The sequence below is a fragment of the Pseudoalteromonas sp. SR45-6 genome (assembly GCF_014163545.1).
Lineage (GTDB): Bacteria > Pseudomonadota > Gammaproteobacteria > Enterobacterales > Alteromonadaceae > Pseudoalteromonas > Pseudoalteromonas rhizosphaerae.
Genome location: NZ_JACJDM010000003.1, coordinates 167517 through 185818 on the forward strand (window position 1 = coordinate 167517; position 18302 = coordinate 185818).

Consider the following 18302-nt stretch of genomic DNA (forward strand, 5'->3'; position numbering starts at 1 on the left):
CTATTTTAATGGACTGAGTGTATAAAGCCGCAATTTTACATTTAATTGGCTTCAATCACCATCTATTTGAGTTAAAGGAAGGCTAATAGGGTGAATTTTTATTACTTTAACATCATGCTTTAGGCTTTTCACTCGGCTTTTAGCGATGCCAAAGCCAGTAAAACCACCAGCTATAGCGGCAATGATTTGCAACCATTCAGGCACAGAAAAAACCTCAGCAGCCACTAACGCAAATACCAGACTTAACACCAAAGGCAACATATACACTGCAAAAGCATGCTTTACCATGTGGCTATCATCCAGTGCTAGGGTTACTTTTTGCCCAACCACAACAGGGATTTCAAATCGATAGGGGAAGGTTTTTTTAACAGTGCCAAATAGCTTACTAAAAATTTGTGAACCACAACGGCCATTACACCCTTCACAGGCTTGCTTTTGCTGGGCTTCTAAATGCGCAGTGGCGCCTTGAATCGACACCACTGTAAGAGTTTGTTCTATCATTATCAGCTTATATTACAAGGGTCTTGCAACCGATTCAGCAATTGCTTTTGCAGTCATTGCTGGAATATTCCCCACCACTGACACATCAAAACTACCGCTATTATGCACATATACTGTCGTGGCACCGGATGACAATGCACCGCTTGGTCTGCGACCTGGTAATGGTCTTTGTACGAACACTGAAATTTCGACAAAACCATCTGAGTATAAATAATAATCCGTCAGTTCATTGTTCAAATCAAGCTTATGACGGTCTGATTTTAGTAAACTAAACCCCTCCGGTAACCAACCTATTTGCCAATTATTACTTCCTGTATTTGCTTCATTTTTGGTAATTGCCGCTGCCGGTAGTGGCGTTGGAAATTTACGATTAAGCATTTCAAGTAATAACGCAGCGGGCTCTTCGGTTACACTAATATGGGTTAACTGTAGTTGTTCTAACATCTCACCGGCATGATTAACATAAGCAGATTTTAGTAATAGTGATGACTCTGCATCAAGCCACAGCCAATAATTAAACTTATACTCGTCTTTTGATTCGATGCGCACAAGCTGCGCAGCACGCCCTGCAATACGGCCTTTACCACCGAGTACAAAATCGTAATGCTGACTTAAGCGCTCAACATCTTTGAATAACACTTCTGGGATTGGGCCTGCTATAGAATCAGTATCTATTGAATAAGGCTCAGACTGTGGCTCAAAATAAGTAACTTGGTCATCGATACGAACCATCTCAAGGCCTGCGCCATTGAGTAAGCTCAAATGTTCGAGTTCTGTATTACCTTGTTTTGCATGCAACCAACGATATGGTTCCATTGACTTTCCTTTAACGACCACAAATGATGCGTCAAAGTTACGATTATGAACGGCGTCAGCCATTTTGAGCAGTAGCTCTTTTGCGGGGTTTTCGTCGTCAGCAAAGGCTGGAGCCATTAATACCAACGACAAAATAAAAGTAATTACTTTCATTTAATTAGTTTTTTTCCTCTTCGGCTTGCGCCTCAGTGTGAGCTTTTTCTAATGAATATGCAACTCGTGCTTGGCGTTGATGTTCTAATACTAACGCGCCAATACGCTGTTGCTGTAACTCACGTAAACCTTGCTCTGCATTTTGTAAAGCGGGTTCTGACGAATAGCTAACTGGTGATGCCATTCCTGTTACAGGTGTTGTTTGTAGCATCGGAATTTCATTGCTTGGTGAGTTTTCACCTTGTGGCAATGTTTGTACACCAACAATTGCAAACATGGCAACACTTGCTGCAATTGCAAGTTGTGCAACTGGTTTGCGCCAGTTAAACGCCACTACGTTATCGGTGCCCGTGGCAGCCAATGGTGCAGGTTGTGACGCTGATTGTGTGAAATCAGCATAAACTGGCTCACTTTCCAGCGCTTGCGCAACACTATCGCTTATATCAAAGACGAACGCATCTTCTGACTCAGCACGCATTACGTCACCTATTAGCGCATAACGTCCTAAGGTTGCCGCATCTTGCTGGGCAATAACCTCATCAGTTAATGATTGTTCGCCGTCAAGTAATGCGGATAAATGCTGATTATCCAACTTGTTAACGTGTGCTTTTGTCATATTAAGACTCGCCTATTAATGGGTTTAATTTGTTATCTATTGCTTCACGGGCACGGAAAATACGCGAACGCACCGTCCCGACTGGGCAATCCATCACCACGGCTATTTCTTCATAGCTCATCCCTTCGATTTCTCGTAGAGTGATCGCGGTTTTAAGATCTTCAGGCAAACTATCAATGGTGTTAAAAATCACTGCGCGAACTTCTTCGCTTAATAACAAGTTCTCAGGGGATGCATTTGAACGCATTGCATCAGCACCATCATAAAACTCTGCATCGTCAGCATCTATATCATTTGCTGGCGGTTTGCGGCCCTGAGCCACTAAGTAATTTTTAGCACAATTAACGGCGATACGGTATAACCAAGTATAAAAGGCACTGTCCCCTCTAAAGTTTGGAAGTGCGCGGTATGCTTTAATAAAAGCTTCTTGAGCAACATCAGCAATATCGCCTTGATTTGATACATAACGTGAAATCAAACCGGCTATTTTGTTCTGATACTTCTTTACTAAAAGATTGAAGGCATTTTTATCGCCCTGCTGGACCCTTTTTACTAGCGCTAAATCCAAATCCTGCTCGCTCATTCGAGCCGGTACTCCTCTGTCTGATTATTGCTTGTCATTCATATCCTGCCATTGTTTACAAATACTCTGACTGCTGCATGAATGAAAAGTTCTGTTTAATATTATTTTTTTATAAAATAGCATATAAATATGTTGGCGAAAGTTGAAAATCACTAATAGTGTCGCGCCAAATATGATACATATACGCCTATCATAATATTATTATTTGCTCATTACTGTTTATACATTAGTATCTGAGCATTGTAACCGCAAAGACCACGGACATGAACCAAAATAAACACCATATCACGGATGTCGCAATTATTGGCAGCGGCGCAGCTGGCCTCTCATTAGCATTATCTTTAGCTAATCACTGTAAAGTTACCGTGATCAGCAAAGGTGAATTGACGGAAGGTTCCACACTTTATGCACAAGGCGGCATTGCTGCCGTGTTTGATAAAAAGAATGACAGCATTGAATCTCACGTACAAGACACCTTAGATGCCGGTGGTGGTTTATGTGATAAAACCGCCGTGCAATACACCGCAAGTAATGCCCATGACTGCTTGCAATGGCTAATCGAGCAAGGCGTGCCTTTTGATATGGAGTTTGATAGCAAAGGCAAAGAGCGCTTTCATTTAACCCGTGAAGGCGGCCATAGCCATCGCCGAATTTTACACGCTGCAGATGCCACCGGCCGAGCAGTGCAAACAACGCTAATAAGCCAAGTACAAGCGCACCCAGAAATTACCTTATTAGAACAATACAACGCGATAGATTTAATTGGTGATAAAAAATTAGGCCAAAACGGTAAACATATTCATGGCGTATATATGTGGAACCGAGCGGCGAAGAAAGTTGAAACAATTTCAGCTAAGTTTGTAGCCTTAGCAACCGGTGGTGCCAGTAAAGTATACCTTTACACATCCAACCCTGATGTATCCAGTGGTGATGGTATCGCCATGGCTTGGCGGGCAGGTTGTAGAGTAGCCAATATGGAATTTAACCAATTCCACCCGACCAGTTTATATCACCCAGAGCTACAAAACTTTCTGATCACCGAAGCGATGCGCGGTGAAGGTGCTTATTTAAAGCGCCCTGACGGCACACGATTCATGAAAGACTTTGACGAGCGTGAAGAGCTTGCACCACGCGATATTGTTGCCCGCGCTATCGATTTTGAGATGAAGCGCTTAGGTGCTAACTGTGTGTATTTAGATATCAGTCATAAAGATAAAGACTTTATTATTGAGCATTTCCCGACCATTTATGCAAAATGCTTAAGTGTCGGGCTCGATATCACTAAAGATCCAATTCCAGTGGTTCCTGCGGCACATTATACCTGTGGTGGAGTAATGACTGACTTTAACGGCAAGACCGATCTAGATAACTTATATGCGGTAGGCGAAGTCGCTTATACGGGGCTACATGGCGCTAATCGCATGGCCAGTAATTCATTACTAGAGTGCATTGTGTTCGCGCACGCCGCAGCAAAAGATATTTTAGCAAAAATACAGCATAGTCCAGCATTAAAAGTGCTGCCGATGTGGGATGAAAGCCGCGTAACTAACTCAGATGAAGAAGTGGTGATCACCCATAATTGGCATGAACTACGACTATTTATGTGGGACTATGTTGGCATTGTGCGTTCAACTAAACGCCTAGAACGTGCGTTACACCGAGTTGAATTACTACAGCAAGAAATTCGTGATTATTATGCAAACTTCCGCGTTTCGAATAACTTGCTTGAACTGCGTAATTTAGTGCAAGTAGCAGAGCTTATAATTCGCAGTGCAATGGAGCGAAAAGAAAGCAGAGGCTTGCATTATACCATTGACTACCCGCAGTTAAATGATAATCCAACGCCCACTATTTTAACTCCGCTTGCTCATGACGAGCAGCCAAAGTAAGACGTTTCAAGCGCACAAAACTCAGTTCATCAACCCCGCTGGCATTAATAATCAGCCAGTGGGAGCTTGCAAAGCCATTAATATATAACCAAACACTGCTTTGATAAACACGGCTTTTGTTGCTGATATGGCCATTTATTTTTAGCGTATTATTTTCAAAACGACATTGCGTAGAATCTAATATAAAAACGCCTTGCTGAGGATGGGATTTTTTATACCAGTGCCAACTTACATAGCCAAAAATAGTACTACTGGCGACACAAATAAATTGCGCTAATACGCTAGTTAAAAATAAGCTATAACACACTGCGAACAAGCTAAAGTAGACCACAAAAGGTCTGTGGTCTGGAACATTATTAGTAACCCTAAACCTATACACGAACTCGGTCTAAAATCAGTTGTACCATCTGTTTAAGCTCAGGATCTTTACATTCTTGATGGCCCATAAACCACGCAAATAGATCGGGATCATCCGCTTCAAGCAAACGTTGAAGAACAGCTTGCTGCTGTACAGATAACGAATCAAATGCCTCATCTACAAATGGCATAAATAACACATCTAGTTCTAACATGCCGCGGCGACAAGCCCAGCGGATACGCGCTTTATTGTGAATTTCAGTCATTTTTTACCTCGTACTAAGTTGCTTAGCAGTTTAACAAATTGCACCTGAATAAACAGCTATTTATGCATCTATACCAGCAGCGCTAACTACGGTATTATACGCGCCTACATTTCTTGTAACGCAGGTTTTTATGTCAACAGTACACGCATGCCCTTTATCACATCAGCTGATCCGCATTAGCGGTGTTGATAAACTCGCCTACCTTCATGGCCAAATTACCCAAGATATTAATAAGCTCAACCAAACCAACTTCTTATGGGCTGGGCACTGTAATGCCAAAGGTAAATTATGGAGTGTAGCCAAGCTCTTTGCTTATCAAGATAGTTACTATTTAGCAGCATCAGCGGTTGAAACCGCTCAATCTTTAACTGAATTAAAAAAGTATGCGGTGTTTTCAAAAGTTGAAATACACGCTGCTACCAGCAAGTTAATTGGTTTAATCGGTGATGATCTAGCTGCAACCTTAAATGCGTTGAACATTCATTTTAATGAGCAAGATAGCGCTTGCGATTTTAGTCATGGTAAAGCACTAAAATTAGCAAAAAACCGCATTTTACTGATGGTTAATGACGAATTTTCACTGCCTGATGAGGTTATCGCCCTTGAAAACGACGCGCTGTGGCAGCAACATAGTATTTTAGCGGGTGAGCCTGAGCTCAATGAAGCGGCACTCGGTGAATACGTACCACAAATGGTTAACCTGCAAGCTATCGGTGGAGTAAGCTTTCGTAAAGGCTGTTACACAGGCCAAGAAACCGTTGCCCGCATGAAATACCTTGGTAAAAATAAACGCGCTATGTATATCGTATCAGGGCACAGCGATGGAGAATTAGCTGAACCAGAGCTTGAAACCCAAATGGGTGAAAACTGGCGTCGTGCTGGCAAATTAATAAGCCAAGCCTACAATCAACAAAGTAAAACCTTATTTGGCCTTGTTGTGTTGCCAAACGACAGTGAACCTAGTCAGTTACTGCGTGCAAAACATGCCCCAACGGTAGAGCTATCAATCCTTCCTCTACCCTACTCTCTCGAAGACGAATAAATAGGAGTGACTATGATCGTTGCAACAAATAAAGTGGTAAAAATGCATTATTCAGTCATGGATAATGACAAAAACTCTATCGATAACTCATTTGATGGTGAGCCACTGATCTTTATCGTTGGTACCGGTTACTTAATTCAAGGCCTAGAAGATGCCCTGCAAGGTAAAAAAGCGGGCGACACACTCAGCGTTACTGTGCCACCAGAGCAAGGTTATGGCGAACGCCATGATGATCTGATGCAAGCAGTACCTAAGTCGATGTTTGAAGGCATGGAAATTGAAGTTGGTATGCAATTTCGTGCCTCAACAGATGACGGCGATCAATCTGTAATGATCATTGATATTCAAGAAGACGATGTAATTGTTGATGGTAATAATCCACTCGCTGGCATCACTTTAAACTTTGATGTAGAAATACTTGAAGTGCGTGATGCAACAGCAGACGAGCTAGAGCATGGCCATGTCCATGGTGATGGTGGCTGTGGTCACGACCACTAATATCGACTTAGTGGACTAAACCGACAATAAAAAAAGCGCTACTGCGCTTTTTTTATATCTATAATTTAATCAAACGGGTGTAGGCTCTGCTATTGGCTCACTTATCTTACCCGCCAACGCTGCCAGTAAACCATCTTGGTCGTTAGTTCCCAAGCGATATTGGCTGCCATCTTTTAAAGTTAGCTGTACCGCGCTAAATCCTGACACTGTGTATACCCAACCATCATGGGTAATACGTAAGCCAATACCATGACGAAAAGAGTTTTCTACCGCTTTAGCTTCAATAATATCCACTAACTGTAACTTATCACCAAACACACCAGGACCAAAACCCCAGCTAATTTGGCTGTCGTCAACTTTAATGGTTAAACCATGGAACAAAAAACCCACCAGCACTAAAATCGCTGCAAATACCATTAACGGCATATCAGCACCAATTAAATACCAAGCTAAACCAACAAAGCTGGCAATCCAACTTAGAATAACAAAAATGAACAGTGCAAATTGCTTATGCTGATACATAACACTCTCTAAAATATTAAAAACTATAAACTAATGTCGCACTTAGTTCTGAATCAAACTTTAACTTATCGTCTTCCGGCTTAGAATTATAACGATATAAATAAGTAAACTTTAATGATACAGCGCCCATTAGTTGGCTGATCAGTGATGTTTCTGACTTTAATCGTGAGTTCAATCCTGACAATGACTGTTCAATACTTAAATCTTGATTGAAACGTGTTCGAGTCGAGACCGTACGCTCCCACTGCAGTGCTAAACGTAATAAATAACCGGTTTTGGTTTTGTCTTGCTCATCTTCAAGCTCAGCATCATCTTGTGCTACCGAGCGGTATAAACCAGGCCCTATATCAAAATCAACTTGGTTTTTTACCCCTTGATATAAACGATTACCATAACCTGCCGCAAGTGTGCTTTTAAACTCAAGACCACTGAATTCATCTTCTTCATAATCACCATACATAAAGAATGAGGCATTTTTTACCCCAACTTTATAGTTGCCCTGCGCAGAGAAAAATATACGGTTTGCCGAGACTTCATCATTGCCAGTGGTGTCGTTACGATCACGTTTATATAAACTATCTATTTTGAATTGATTACGCCAATTCTCAAGATCTTGATATAAGTTACCTTTGAACTTAAAACTGGTCGAATTAGTATTACCGCGACTAACAATAAATCCAAATTCAGTATCGCCGTATAATAGTTCGCCTTGATGGATTTTATGGATCTCTTCATCTGAGAGTTGACCATACTCATGAAAGTCTTCAAAAGGATCAACCGCCCAGACTCTAAAGCTAAGCAGACAGCCCAACAACAGCAGTAACCTAATCACTGTTCGCTCACTGTGTTGATATTTAAAACAAGGCTGTTTTCACTAAGATACTGCATCGAGATTATTCGCTATCTTTCCATAATATATGACAAAACGGCGCGTCTTTATCACGGCTAATCAAAATTTTAGCAAATAAAATATCTTGATTATCGAATTCAAGTCCCACTAACACCTGAATAAATAATTCTGGCTCTATTTCTAATGCGACAAAATCTTGCCATTGGTCATCAGGCTCACCTTCTTCAATAAAGCCAAGCTCTTCACGATGCTGGTTAAAATCATCAACATCTTGCTCACTAAGGTTATCTGGGGCTAACTCTAAAAAGATATCGTAAGCTTGATGCGTTACTTCTTCTTCACTGTATAAACGGGGTCCTGTCATTGCCATAAACCTTTCATGATGCTAATGCCAGATATAGTATCAAACCTCAGCAAATTTTTGACAAAAAAAAGCCAGGTTTCCCTGACTTTTTTTATACAGGGCTTATTTTACGTTTGCGTTGTCGCTGTGCCCTTTACTTTTTCGCGCATTGACTGCACCAAACTATAAAATAATGGCACCAGCAAAGTACCCAATATAGTCGCGGCTAACATGCCGGCTAGCACAGTGACACCAAGCGATACGCGGCTTCCAGCACCCGCGCCAGTTGCAAATACTAACGGTAATACACCTAATACAAATGAAAGAGCAGTCATTAATACCGCACGAAACCTCATTTTGGCTGCACTAAGAGCCGCATCAAAAATACTCTTGCCGGCAAGCCGTTCTTCCATCGCAAACTCTACAATCAAGATTGCAGTTTTGGTCGACATACCTATAAGCAGTACTAACCCCACTTGTGCATAAATATTATTTTCCATACCCAGTACGTATAACGCTAACATTGCGCCAAACATCGCCAGTGGAATTGCGGCTATAACTGAAAAAGGGATCGTCCAACTTTCATATTGTGCAACCAAGAACAAGTAAACAAAGATAACGGCCAAAGCAAATAGCAACGGTGCCATATTGCCAGCTTCAATTTCTTGTTTAGATTGCCCTGCCCATTCAAATACATAGCCATTAGGTAACTGCTTAGCTAGCTCTTCCATGGCAGCTATTGCATCACCACTTGAGAACCCCGCAGCTGCTTGACCACTGATACTCGCACTACGATATAAATTAAAGTGCTTAAGGGTTGTTGGCCCAAGAATTGGTTCAAGTTTAGCAAGTGTCGTTAATGGCACCATGTCGCCTTCATTATTACGCACAAAATAATGCTGTAAGTCGGAAGGATTTTTACGGAACTCACTCTCAGCTTGCATGATTACTTTATAAGTACGACTAAACTGATTGAAATCGTTAATATATAATGAGCCGAGCTGGGCTTGGAGCGTTAAGAATATGTCACTTAATGCAACCCCTTGAGCCTTTGCTTTATTGCGATCTATCTCTAAAAAGTACTGCGGTACATTTGCTCTAAAAGTACTGTACACATTACTCAAGCTTGGATGTTGGTTCGCTTCATATACCAGACCATTAAGTACTTGCGCCAATTCAGTCGGATCCCGACCTTCACTGTCTTGTAGGCGAAACTCAAAACCAGCGCTATTACCTAAACCAGGAATTGGCGGCGGGTTAAATACCATTATCTGCGCATCTGGCATGGCCCACATTTTTCCCATCAAACGACCAATCACTGACTTTAAGCCTAGTTCAGCACTAGTGCGTTCTTCCCAGTCTTTTAAAATAACAATACCTAAAGCATTATTTGAGCCCGCCCCGCCAATCAAAGAAAAACCGGATACCGCAATAAAATCAGTTGCTGCAGGTTCTTGTTTAATAATGTCACCTATTTTATGCATCACATCAGCAGTGCGACCAGAAGCCGCCGCATCTGGTAATTGCACATCTACAAACACAAAACCTTGATCTTCGGCTGGCACAAATCCTGTTGGAACGCTTTTAGCCAGCCAGCCTGCCACCACAAAAATAACTAAGGCAAAAATACCCACTCGTGCCGAGCGTTTTAAAACAAAGTGGATGATTTTAGAATAGATGGAAGTTGATTTAACAATGCCTTGCTCGACTGGCGCCAGCCATTTTATCGGTTTCATTGACTTTTCTGTTAACAATAGCGCACATAAAGCTGGACTTAGGGTTAATGCGTTAACCGATGAAATTAATACCGCAAACGAAATCGTTACAGAAAACTGCTTATAAAGCTCCCCGGTAATACCAGGCATAAAGCCTACAGGCACAAATACGGCTAATAACACCAACGTGGTCGCAATAATAGGCCCGGTTACTTGCTCCATCGCTTTAGTGACCGCCTCCTTAATCGGCAACTTTTCTTCTTTGAGGATCCGCTCAACATTCTCAATTACAATAATTGCATCATCTACCACAATACCAATCGCCAGCACTAAACCAAATAAGGTAATTAAGTTAATTGAGTAACCCATAGCCATCATAAAAGCAAACGTGCCCACCAACGATACTGGAATGGCAATAGTTGGAATAAGTGTCGCGCGCCAATTTTGTAAAAACAAAAACACCACTAAAACAACCAGGCCAACAGCTTGAAATAATGTAACAATCACTTCTTCGATTGAGCGATTGATAAACTCTGTCGTATCGTATGGTATTGAGTATTCAACACCATCTGGTAATTGCTTAGCAAGCTCTGCCATGGTGGCTTTAACATCACTTGCCACTTGCGTTGCATTGGCATCGGTTAATTGGTAAATAACTATAAAAGCGGTATCTTGCTGATTTAACTTAGCGTTAATACTGTAATCAGCTGAGCCAAGTTCGATGCGGGCAATATCAGTTAAACGTACAAAGTTACCATCTTGATTAGCACGAATAATTGTTTGGCCAAACTCTTCTGGAGTTTTTAAACGCCCTTTAGCTTGAATTGAATATTCAAACTGCTGACTTGGTAAACTCGGTGCAGCACCTAATTTACCAGCTGCCACTATGGTATTCTGCTCTTGTAATGCTGCTCTAACTTCGCCTACTGTCAGCCCTAACGCCGCCATTTTATCTGGACGTAACCACAATCGCATTGAATAGGTTTTCTCACCCATAACCTCAGCCGATGCCACGCCTTTAATTCGTCCCAGCGGTTCCGTTAAGTAATTTGTTGCATAGTTACTTAAAAAAATAGCATCAATGTTTGCTTGGCTAGAATACAAGTTAATACCCAATAACATTGAACTGGATTTTTTCTTAACCGATACACCTTGGCGTGTTACTTCGCTGGGTAACCCCGGCTCAGCTAACGCGACACGGTTTTGTACATTGACTTGAGCAATATCAGTATCCGTGCCCACCTTAAAGTATGCAGTTATCGTAGCAGTGCCGTTATTGCTGGAGCTGGACTCGATATACATCATATCTTTTACACCATTAACTTGCTCTTCAATGGGTCTGACCACAGACTCTTCCACTATTTGCGCACTGGCACCTGGGTAAACTGCGGTGATCTGTATTTGCGGTGGAGTAATCTCGGGATACATATTAACTGGCAGCAAACCCATGGAAATCAAACCCGCTAGCGTAATCACTATCGAAATGACTAGGGCAAATTTAGGCCGCGCGATAAACGTTTTACTTATCATGTGCGTTTCCTTTAGTTTGCAGCGTCTGATTGACTAGAAATTGTACCGGTGGTGTGATCGACCTTTTTTTCAACTGGTTTAACTTCGACCCCTTGACGTACTTTTTGTAAACCTTCAACAATCACTTGCTCACCTTCTTCAAGGCCCGATTGAACGACCCACATCGCATTAATGCGCCGTCCTAGTTGCACAATGCGCGTAGCAACTTTGTTATCTTCACCCACCACGAGTACAAATTTACCTTGTTGATTTTCTTGTACTGCTGCTTGAGGAATAAGTGCTTGTAATTGCTTATCTTTACTTTCAACAATTAAGGTGACAAACAAGCCTGGCATTATAATGTTTTGTGGATTGGCAAATGTCGCTCTTAATTCAACTGTGCCAGTACTGCGATCAATTTTCGTATCGGCAAAATCTAACTGCCCTTTAGCCCCCAAGTCCGAGTTATTTGGCAAACGCAGGGATAAATCGATTGGTACATTTTGAGGGTTATTAGCACTGTCTTGATGTTTTTGACGATAACTAATGTAATCACCTTCTTCGACCTGGAAGTTAACATAAATTGGATCCACATCGGTCAATTCCGCTAGTTCATTTGAGGAAGGACTCACAATATTGCCTACATCGTAATTAACCTTACCAATACGCCCTGCAAACGGCGCTTTAATTTCGGTGTAACTTAAATTTAATTTTGCTTTTTCAAGGCTTGCCCTTGCTGAGATAACAGCCGCAGCAGCTTGCTCATACTTAGTGGTTAATTTATCCAAATCAGATTGTGAGATAAACCCTTGTGCAGCAACTTCTTTACCGCGTTTTAAATCGCGAGATGCGCCATCTTCGCCAGCAAGCTTACTTTTTAAGTCCGCTTCAATTTCAGCAACAGAAGATTGATATTCACTTGGATCGATTCTCAGTAGTAGCTGTCCTTTTTCAACAAATGAGCCTTCATCAAAATGACGTTCTATTAATTCACCCTCAACACGAGCGCGAATTTTCACTTCCTGATGAGCTTCCGTGCGAGCAACAAACTCTCGATAATTCCCCACCTCTTGGGTAACAACATTAAATACTGAAACCGCAGGAGGCGGAGCGACTTGTTTGGTAGCATTATCATCTGAGCAACCAGCTAAAAAAGCGATTAATGTTGTACCAACAACCCCTTTGATCGCTAATGACATGTAAGTTCCTAAAATGCTAGGCGTGAACCTTTTTAGCATGGTTTATCTCCTTAGTAGCTGCGCGCACTACCTTTATATGTTTATTTTAAATTGTGTTTAAACGCCAAGTTACGTTCAGAGGCTATTATGGGTCGATCATATAACAAGCCACCCGATTAAAAATATAGACCACTTTGTAATCATTTGTATCTGAGGTTCACAATAACAGGCTATAAAATAGCTTGCTTTTCAAACAAGAAAGCCACGCTTTACATCAATTCAATTAGCTCGTAAGCTAAACTTAAACAGGTCAGAGGAGTTGACATGATTAATTTTGAAACACAACAGGCAATCGCCTTCGTTACATTATCCCGAAAAGATAAACAAAATGCGTTGAATTTTGTCATGTTCAAACAGCTGACAAGTATCATTAAAAAAATTAAAAAAGACCCGACTATCCGCGCTGTCGTTATTCAAGGTGATGGTGAGCATTTTTGTGCTGGACTGGATGTTGCTGCCGTTATGAAAAGTCCCATAAATATTGCCAAGTTGCTATTTAAATGGTTACCGGGTAACTGTAATTTAGCGCAGCAAGTTGTGCTGGGTTGGCAATCACTAAGTGTGCCGGTATTCGCAGTCGTCCAAGGTAATTGCTTTGGTGGTGGCCTGCAAATAGCTCTTGGGGCTGATTATCGGATTGTGCACCCAGATGCTAAATTAGCCATTATGGAAGCGCGCTGGGGACTATGCCCTGATATGGGTGCAAATGTTGTACTACCTAGCTTACTAAAACGTGACGATGCCATGTGGCTTGCCAGTCATGCAGATCCTATTAGTGCTGATAAAGCGCTGCAATTAGGGTTAATAACCGAAGTAAATGCGGATCCAAAGCAACGCTGTTTAGCAATGATCAATACCTTATTAGCTCGCTCACCGGATACTTTAGCGGCAATCAAACGCGTTACCCAACAAAGTTTTAATACTCCAAGAAGACAAATTTTAGCAAAAGAAACCATTAGCCAAATTCGTCTGCTTATTAACAGCAATACAAAAAAGGCCATTGCAAAAGCCAAAGGCGTCGACAACATTGAGTATCAAAATAGTAAACGTTGGTAACAAATTCACTTAATATCAACGCTAAGCAATAAGTCGCATAGTTTTCAACAAGCAAATGTGATGAAGTATAATACGACCTGTAGTGAGTAAATAATCAATGGATCACCAAACACCAGTGCTTAAAAAAATCTTTCCTTATTTACTCAGCAGCTGTTTGATTTTGGGTTGCTTGGCGATAGCAAAAATAATCATGCACTGGCTGCAAGGTAGCTTTCCAGCCCCCCTATTAGCGATGCTAATGCTACTTACGTTACTTTTAACAAACGTAGTTAAAGAGCATCACTTAACTCCCTGTGCTAAGCCATTATTAAATGTCATGCCGCTTTTTTTCATCCCTGCAGGGGTTGGTTTTATCGAACACCTTGAAATCATCGCCCTGCAATGGCAATTTCTCAGTGCAGTTTTCATTTTGGTGCCATTGACCAGCTTACTGCTTATCGCAACGGTGATCAGTATATTTAAAGGCAGGATTGAACATGATTGATCTATGGTGGTTAAGTATTCCTGTAATTATCACGCTGTTTTTAGGGTTAAGGAAGCTCAATACAACCATTAACAATCCTTTATTAAAAGCGCTGACTAATCCCGTTTTTATCACTATTACGCTTATAGCCATATTACTAGTGAGTTTTTCACTGCCTTATTCGCAATTTGCTAGCCATAGCCAGCTATTAAGCTATTTACTGGAGCCTGCCATTGTTGCGCTTGCATTACCGCTATATCAACAATTTGTGCATATACGAAGAAATCTCTTGCTGATTGTTGGCTGCTGTAGTCTGGGCATAATCAATGCCACTGTGGTTGCAACCTTACTCAGTGCTGCATTTAATGTGCCTACACAATTAGCAGCATCTGTTGCCGCTTTATCGGTCACTACTCCCATTACTCTGCTAGTCACTGATTCACTCGGAGGCATCGCTTCGCTGGCAGCTGCGATGGTGATTTTTATCGGCTTATTAGGTGCTTTGTTCGCGCTACTTATTCTTCGTCAGGTGGGCATTTATAACCATCAGGCACAAGGCGTTGCGATTGGTACTGCATTTCATGCAATAGGCACCGCCGCCGCACTTGTTGAGCATCCGCGTATTGGTGCATTTGCTTCAGTGGCAATGGCATTGAGCGCATTACTTACCGCTTTAATCGTACCATTACTTTATCCTTTTTTGAGTCAAGCTCTGCTATGATGAAATAGTTTAACCACTTTATTTATGGATAATAGATGATCAGTACAGAAATCCAACAAGTTGAAAAATACTACACCATGATCACTGAGTACCTCGTTAAGTACAGCATGCAATTAGTTGGCGCATTGTTGATCTTGATTTTTGGTTTGTGGGTGGCACAAAAAATATCTAAGATGATTGCCGCTTTAATGGCGCGTAATAATATTGATATTACTCTCACTAATTTTGTCAGTAATGTAGTGAAAGTATTGTTTATCGTTATGTTCATTATTATTGCGCTGGGTAAAATTGGCATAAGTGTCACACCTTTTGTTGCTGCAATTGGTGCCGCTTCTCTTGGTGCTGGTTTAGCATTGCAAGGGATGTTATCAAATTATGGCGCAGGCTTGGCTATTATTGCCACCCGCCCCTTTATTGTTGGTGACACGATTGAAGTTAAAAATGTCAGCGGTCAAGTAAAAACCATTGAGCTAGGTTACACCATTTTGATCAACGAAGAAAAAGTCGAAATTACTATTCCTAACAAACACATCGTTGGCGAAATACTGCATAACTCGTTTAATTATTCATTAGTAAAAGGTGAAATTGATATTGCCTATAATGCCAGTGCTGAGCATGCTATAGAGCTTATAGAAAACGTATTGAAAGACCATGAGTTAGTCGCAAGTGAACCGCTATCACAAGTTGGCATTGAACGGTTTGCTGAAAGTGGAGTAACAATTAGTTACCGCTACTGGGTGCCGACGACGAAAATAATTGAAACCAAGCTGGCCGTAAACGGTGGCGTATATAGTGCGATTCAAGGTGCGGATATTGAAATTCCATTCCCACAACGAATTGTCACAATTAACCAACAAAGTATTGATAGCTAAGCTAGCAATACTGCAAACAAGGGAGCTAATTGCTCCCTTTATTTATACTACATCTTAACTTCATTAAAACTTATAGCGCACATTCGCAGTTACAGTTCTGCGTTGACCATAGAAGCAATCTCCACGCGCTAAACATGATGTAATCACTGTTTTATCCGTTAAATTTTGCGCTTGTAAACTAAAACTATAGTCATCAAAATCATAACCAATCATAGCGTCAAATAAAGTATAGTTATCCGTTTTAATAGGATCATTTAAAACTATATTATTCATTTCAACATAGGCACTTCCATCTGATGTTTCACCAACGTATCGTGCTCCAAAACCCATTTTAAAGCCGTTCAATGACTCAGGTCGCCAAGTACTCCAAATAGATGCTTGCTGATCTGGCAAGGCACTTAACTTTGCACCATCTTCACCAAGAGTATTACTTTGACTAACATAGCCGTCAGTGTATGCATAAGATGCGTAAACATCGACTGTATCCCACGCTAGCTGTGCTTCTAATTCAATACCTTTAACAGTTACCTCACCTTGCTGAACTTGTCCATTAGGGTCAATAAGATTTGTATTACCCACCTGTTCAGCTGGTAAGCTGGTGGTGCGATTTTGCTCTACAATATGATATACGGCGGCCGTAAGTAGATGCTCTGTACCTGCTGGTTGATATTTTAAACCCGCTTCAACTTGCTCACCCGTTTTTGGTTCGAATGCTTTACCGTAAGCATCTTGACCTATTAATGGTTCAAATGATTCACTATAACTTGCATACGGTGAAACCCCTGAGTCAAATAAATACATCAAGCCTAAACGACCGGTGGTCGCATACTGTGACTCACTTTTGCCGTTTTCAGGGTTTGTTGTTGCTTTATCGCGACGTAATGCTGTTGAGACTATCCACTTATCAGCAATTTTCATACTGTCTTGAATATATAAGCCAGTTTGATAAACCTTTGACGAGTCATAATCAACGATATCATCTACCGTTGGTAAATTAGCGACTTGGCCATATTTCGGGTTAAATAAGTCTAGCGTGCCAGCGAGTCCAGAAACAGAGTCGTTATCGGTATAAGCATTTTGATAATCAAGCCCCATCACTATTGTGTGCTCAATATTACCGGTTATTATATTGCCATGAAACTGGGCATCACTGGCAATAGCCCGCGAATCAGCGGAGCTAAGATAAGACACTCGCTTGACGCTGCGCCCATCTTCTAAAAATTTAGGTGGCCAACCATAAATCGTATGATAATCAGCATGACTATCGGTGTAACGCGCAGCAAGTTTAAACTGCCAATCAGCATTAATATTTTGCTCTAAAATCGCAGTGATTGACGCTTGCTCAGTATCATAACGATCAAAACCCGGCTCAGAAACAAAACGGTTTGATGGAATTTTGCCGTTTTCGTTTTCTAAAATAGTGCCTGAGTGAGGTAAGAACGAGGTACTCGTGCCTGATTCATTCTTTTGCCAATTAGTTAATAGCGTTATTTTTGTATCATCAGTGGCATACCAGGTTAATGATGGAGAAAACACAATACTGTTATCTGGCACATAATCGGTTTGCGTATCACTCTCTCGCCATAAACCAATTACTCGCCCTTGTAATGACGCATCATCATTTAAAGCACCAGTAATATCTCCCGCAACTTGTTTACGCGAATAGTTACCAACTTGCCCCCAAAGCTGCCCTGATGTTTCAGCTTCTGGTTTTTTACTGACTAAGTTAACAATTCCACCAATTGAACCTTGCCCATATAGCACTGAGCTCGGCCCTTTTAGTATTTCAATTTGCGACAATCCATAAGGGTTAGTACGAACATTATTATAACTACCATACAACGATTTTAAGCCATCTAAGTATTGTACGGGCGACACACCACGAATAACCGACCAATCGCCACGGGTATCAACACCGTATGGACCGTTATATAAACCAGACACATAACCAATTGCATCTTGAATAGTTAATGCGCCTAGGTCTTCAATTCGCTCTTGCGTTAAAACAGAAACAGATAACGGAGTTTCAATGATTGGCACGTCTGATTTTGCACCAGATGCACTCATGTATGAAATCAAACCTCGTTGACTTTTTACCGTAATAACTTCTAAATCGTGATCTTCACTCACAGCTTGCTGTTCGGCAACAGCATTTGAGGGATTTAACAGTGAAAGAAGAGTCAAAGATAAAATACTTAACGGTGTATTTATTCCACTTAACTGCATTAGTATTCCTTAGGACAAATTGAAATTGCAGGCAGTTTAATAGTACAATTATTGAAATGCAATATG

The 18302-nt window shown here is 41.2% G+C and carries 19 protein-coding genes; 7 read left to right on the forward strand and 12 right to left on the reverse strand.

What is annotated here, in order from left to right; translation table 11 throughout:
• Positions 1-51: 51 nt before the first annotated feature.
• From H5158_RS02750 to rpoE, 4 genes are read right to left on the reverse strand one after another with little or no spacing between them, the layout of a single operon-like run.
• Positions 52-501, reverse strand: a complete 450-nt coding sequence (locus tag H5158_RS02750; protein WP_182739411.1) for a SoxR reducing system RseC family protein — start codon at positions 499-501, stop codon at positions 52-54.
• 12 nt (positions 502-513) lie between these two features.
• Positions 514-1470 carry a MucB/RseB C-terminal domain-containing protein gene (locus H5158_RS02755; protein ID WP_149980900.1) on the reverse strand — a complete coding sequence of 319 codons (957 nt, stop codon included), beginning with the start codon at positions 1468-1470 and terminating at the stop codon, positions 514-516.
• A 4-nt stretch (positions 1471-1474) separates the two neighbouring features.
• Positions 1475-2086, reverse strand: coding sequence for a sigma-E factor negative regulatory protein (locus tag H5158_RS02760; RefSeq protein WP_145237606.1), 612 nt, complete (start codon positions 2084-2086; stop codon positions 1475-1477).
• Between the two features lies 1 nt (position 2087).
• Positions 2088-2669 carry an RNA polymerase sigma factor RpoE gene (gene rpoE / locus H5158_RS02765; protein ID WP_064666393.1) on the reverse strand — a complete coding sequence of 194 codons (582 nt, stop codon included), beginning with the start codon at positions 2667-2669 and terminating at the stop codon, positions 2088-2090.
• 263 nt (positions 2670-2932) lie between these two features.
• Between rpoE and nadB the strand changes: the two genes are divergently transcribed.
• Positions 2933-4558, forward strand: coding sequence for an L-aspartate oxidase (gene nadB, locus H5158_RS02770; RefSeq protein WP_182717003.1), 1626 nt, complete (start codon positions 2933-2935; stop codon positions 4556-4558).
• Here nadB and H5158_RS02775 read toward each other — a convergent pair.
• The gene (locus tag H5158_RS02775; protein WP_310736225.1) at positions 4518-4889 is read right to left on the reverse strand and encodes a hypothetical protein; all 372 of its coding nucleotides are present in this window, start codon (positions 4887-4889) and stop codon (positions 4518-4520) included. The genes nadB and H5158_RS02775 overlap by 41 nt on opposite strands.
• 40 nt (positions 4890-4929) lie before the next feature.
• Entirely contained in the window at positions 4930-5181 is a 252-nt protein-coding gene (locus H5158_RS02780) for a succinate dehydrogenase assembly factor 2 (protein WP_054205400.1), read from the reverse strand.
• Positions 5182-5311: 130 nt separating this feature from the next.
• Between H5158_RS02780 and ygfZ the strand changes: the two genes are divergently transcribed.
• Together ygfZ and H5158_RS02790 are read left to right on the forward strand one after the other, a co-directional pair.
• The gene (ygfZ, locus tag H5158_RS02785) at positions 5312-6223 is read left to right on the forward strand and encodes a tRNA-modifying protein YgfZ (RefSeq protein WP_182739412.1); all 912 of its coding nucleotides are present in this window, start codon (positions 5312-5314) and stop codon (positions 6221-6223) included.
• 12 nt (positions 6224-6235) lie between these two features.
• The gene (locus H5158_RS02790) at positions 6236-6721 is read left to right on the forward strand and encodes a peptidylprolyl isomerase (RefSeq protein ID WP_182717001.1); all 486 of its coding nucleotides are present in this window, start codon (positions 6236-6238) and stop codon (positions 6719-6721) included.
• Between the two features lie 69 nt (positions 6722-6790).
• On the opposite strand, the gene H5158_RS02795 is transcribed toward H5158_RS02790, so the two are convergent.
• From H5158_RS02795 to H5158_RS02815, 5 genes are all read right to left on the reverse strand, one after another.
• Complete coding sequence (locus H5158_RS02795) at positions 6791-7243, reverse strand: hypothetical protein (RefSeq protein WP_182717000.1); 453 nt, start codon at positions 7241-7243, stop codon at positions 6791-6793.
• 16 nt (positions 7244-7259) lie between these two features.
• Positions 7260-8075, reverse strand: coding sequence for a DUF481 domain-containing protein (locus H5158_RS02800; RefSeq protein ID WP_149980906.1), 816 nt, complete (start codon positions 8073-8075; stop codon positions 7260-7262).
• A 61-nt stretch (positions 8076-8136) separates the two neighbouring features.
• Entirely contained in the window at positions 8137-8457 is a 321-nt protein-coding gene (locus H5158_RS02805) for an HI1450 family dsDNA-mimic protein (protein WP_145237630.1), read from the reverse strand.
• A gap of 107 nt (positions 8458-8564) precedes the next feature.
• Positions 8565-11681, reverse strand: a complete 3117-nt coding sequence (locus H5158_RS02810) for an efflux RND transporter permease subunit (RefSeq protein WP_182716999.1) — start codon at positions 11679-11681, stop codon at positions 8565-8567.
• An 11-nt stretch (positions 11682-11692) separates the two neighbouring features.
• Positions 11693-12859: an efflux RND transporter periplasmic adaptor subunit gene (locus H5158_RS02815; protein WP_149980909.1), complete on the reverse strand. Its 1167-nt coding sequence runs from the start codon at positions 12857-12859 to the stop codon at positions 11693-11695.
• A 303-nt stretch (positions 12860-13162) separates the two neighbouring features.
• Between H5158_RS02815 and H5158_RS02820 the strand changes: the two genes are divergently transcribed.
• The 4 genes from H5158_RS02820 to H5158_RS02835 all read left to right on the forward strand — a co-directional run bounded on the left by H5158_RS02820 (position 13163) and on the right by H5158_RS02835 (position 16010).
• On the forward strand, positions 13163-13954 hold the full coding sequence (locus H5158_RS02820) for a crotonase/enoyl-CoA hydratase family protein (RefSeq protein WP_182739413.1): 792 nt from the start codon (positions 13163-13165) through the stop codon (positions 13952-13954).
• Between the two features lie 97 nt (positions 13955-14051).
• On the forward strand, positions 14052-14438 hold the full coding sequence (locus tag H5158_RS02825) for a CidA/LrgA family protein (protein WP_182739414.1): 387 nt from the start codon (positions 14052-14054) through the stop codon (positions 14436-14438).
• A complete protein-coding gene (locus H5158_RS02830) occupies positions 14431-15138 on the forward strand; it encodes an LrgB family protein (protein ID WP_149980912.1) in 708 nt (235 codons plus the stop codon). The genes H5158_RS02825 and H5158_RS02830 overlap by 8 nt, the downstream gene beginning before the upstream one ends.
• Positions 15139-15173: 35 nt before the next feature.
• On the forward strand, positions 15174-16010 hold the full coding sequence (locus H5158_RS02835; protein WP_182739415.1) for a mechanosensitive ion channel family protein: 837 nt from the start codon (positions 15174-15176) through the stop codon (positions 16008-16010).
• Between the two features lie 63 nt (positions 16011-16073).
• Here the strand turns inward: H5158_RS02835 and H5158_RS02840 are convergent, their stop codons facing one another.
• Positions 16074-18236 carry a TonB-dependent siderophore receptor gene (locus H5158_RS02840; RefSeq protein ID WP_182739416.1) on the reverse strand — a complete coding sequence of 721 codons (2163 nt, stop codon included), beginning with the start codon at positions 18234-18236 and terminating at the stop codon, positions 16074-16076.
• Positions 18237-18302: the final 66 nt, after the last annotated feature.

Bases quoted from the DNA above. Each gene is read 5' to 3' on its own strand.
- H5158_RS02750 (WP_182739411.1), bottom strand. From the start codon at position 501: ATGATAGAACAAACTCTTACAGTGGTGTCGATTCAAGGCGCCACTGCG.
- H5158_RS02755 (WP_149980900.1), bottom strand. From the start codon at position 1,470: ATGAAAGTAATTACTTTTATTTTGTCGTTGGTATTAATGGCTCCAGCC.
- H5158_RS02760 (WP_145237606.1), bottom strand. From the start codon at position 2,086: ATGACAAAAGCACACGTTAACAAGTTGGATAATCAGCATTTATCCGCA.
- rpoE (WP_064666393.1), bottom strand. From the start codon at position 2,669: ATGAGCGAGCAGGATTTGGATTTAGCGCTAGTAAAAAGGGTCCAGCAG.
- nadB (WP_182717003.1), top strand. From the start codon at position 2,933: ATGAACCAAAATAAACACCATATCACGGATGTCGCAATTATTGGCAGC.
- H5158_RS02780 (WP_054205400.1), bottom strand. From the start codon at position 5,181: ATGACTGAAATTCACAATAAAGCGCGTATCCGCTGGGCTTGTCGCCGC.
- ygfZ (WP_182739412.1), top strand. From the start codon at position 5,312: ATGTCAACAGTACACGCATGCCCTTTATCACATCAGCTGATCCGCATT.
- H5158_RS02790 (WP_182717001.1), top strand. From the start codon at position 6,236: ATGATCGTTGCAACAAATAAAGTGGTAAAAATGCATTATTCAGTCATG.
- H5158_RS02795 (WP_182717000.1), bottom strand. From the start codon at position 7,243: ATGTATCAGCATAAGCAATTTGCACTGTTCATTTTTGTTATTCTAAGT.
- H5158_RS02805 (WP_145237630.1), bottom strand. From the start codon at position 8,457: ATGACAGGACCCCGTTTATACAGTGAAGAAGAAGTAACGCATCAAGCT.
- H5158_RS02810 (WP_182716999.1), bottom strand. From the start codon at position 11,681: ATGATAAGTAAAACGTTTATCGCGCGGCCTAAATTTGCCCTAGTCATT.
- H5158_RS02815 (WP_149980909.1), bottom strand. From the start codon at position 12,859: ATGTCATTAGCGATCAAAGGGGTTGTTGGTACAACATTAATCGCTTTT.
- H5158_RS02820 (WP_182739413.1), top strand. From the start codon at position 13,163: ATGATTAATTTTGAAACACAACAGGCAATCGCCTTCGTTACATTATCC.
- H5158_RS02825 (WP_182739414.1), top strand. From the start codon at position 14,052: ATGGATCACCAAACACCAGTGCTTAAAAAAATCTTTCCTTATTTACTC.
- H5158_RS02830 (WP_149980912.1), top strand. From the start codon at position 14,431: ATGATTGATCTATGGTGGTTAAGTATTCCTGTAATTATCACGCTGTTT.
- H5158_RS02835 (WP_182739415.1), top strand. From the start codon at position 15,174: ATGATCAGTACAGAAATCCAACAAGTTGAAAAATACTACACCATGATC.
- H5158_RS02840 (WP_182739416.1), bottom strand. From the start codon at position 18,236: ATGCAGTTAAGTGGAATAAATACACCGTTAAGTATTTTATCTTTGACT.